General features: G+C 67.5%; 1 protein-coding gene and 1 other annotated feature. The gene reads right to left on the reverse strand.

Annotation, left to right across the window (positions count from 1 at the left end; translation table 11 throughout):
- Positions 1–212 (reverse strand): hypothetical protein (locus L0M99_RS09805; RefSeq protein ID WP_238128467.1); only part of this gene is annotated, 212 nt, incomplete at both ends.
- Positions 68–132: a sequence feature (DnaX frameshifting element), on the reverse strand. It overlaps the preceding gene by 65 nt.

Raw genomic sequence — 212 nt, forward strand, 5'->3', positions numbered from 1 at the left:
GCGCCGATGGCACCGGACGCGCCTGAACGCGATCGGTGACCGAAGCCAGTCTTTCCAGCGCAGCGTTATTCACCGGCCGCGCGCGGGTAGCGGCTGCCGGTTCACTCTTTTTTGCTTTGGTTGCTCCCTGCACGCGCTGCAACTGCTGGCGCGCCGCCAGCACCTGGCTGGTGGTTTCCGGGAGCGGTACAGTCGGTGCCTGCTGCGGCGCT

This window comes from Varibaculum cambriense (assembly GCF_022133705.1).
Lineage (GTDB): Bacteria > Actinomycetota > Actinomycetes > Actinomycetales > Actinomycetaceae > Varibaculum > Varibaculum cambriense_A.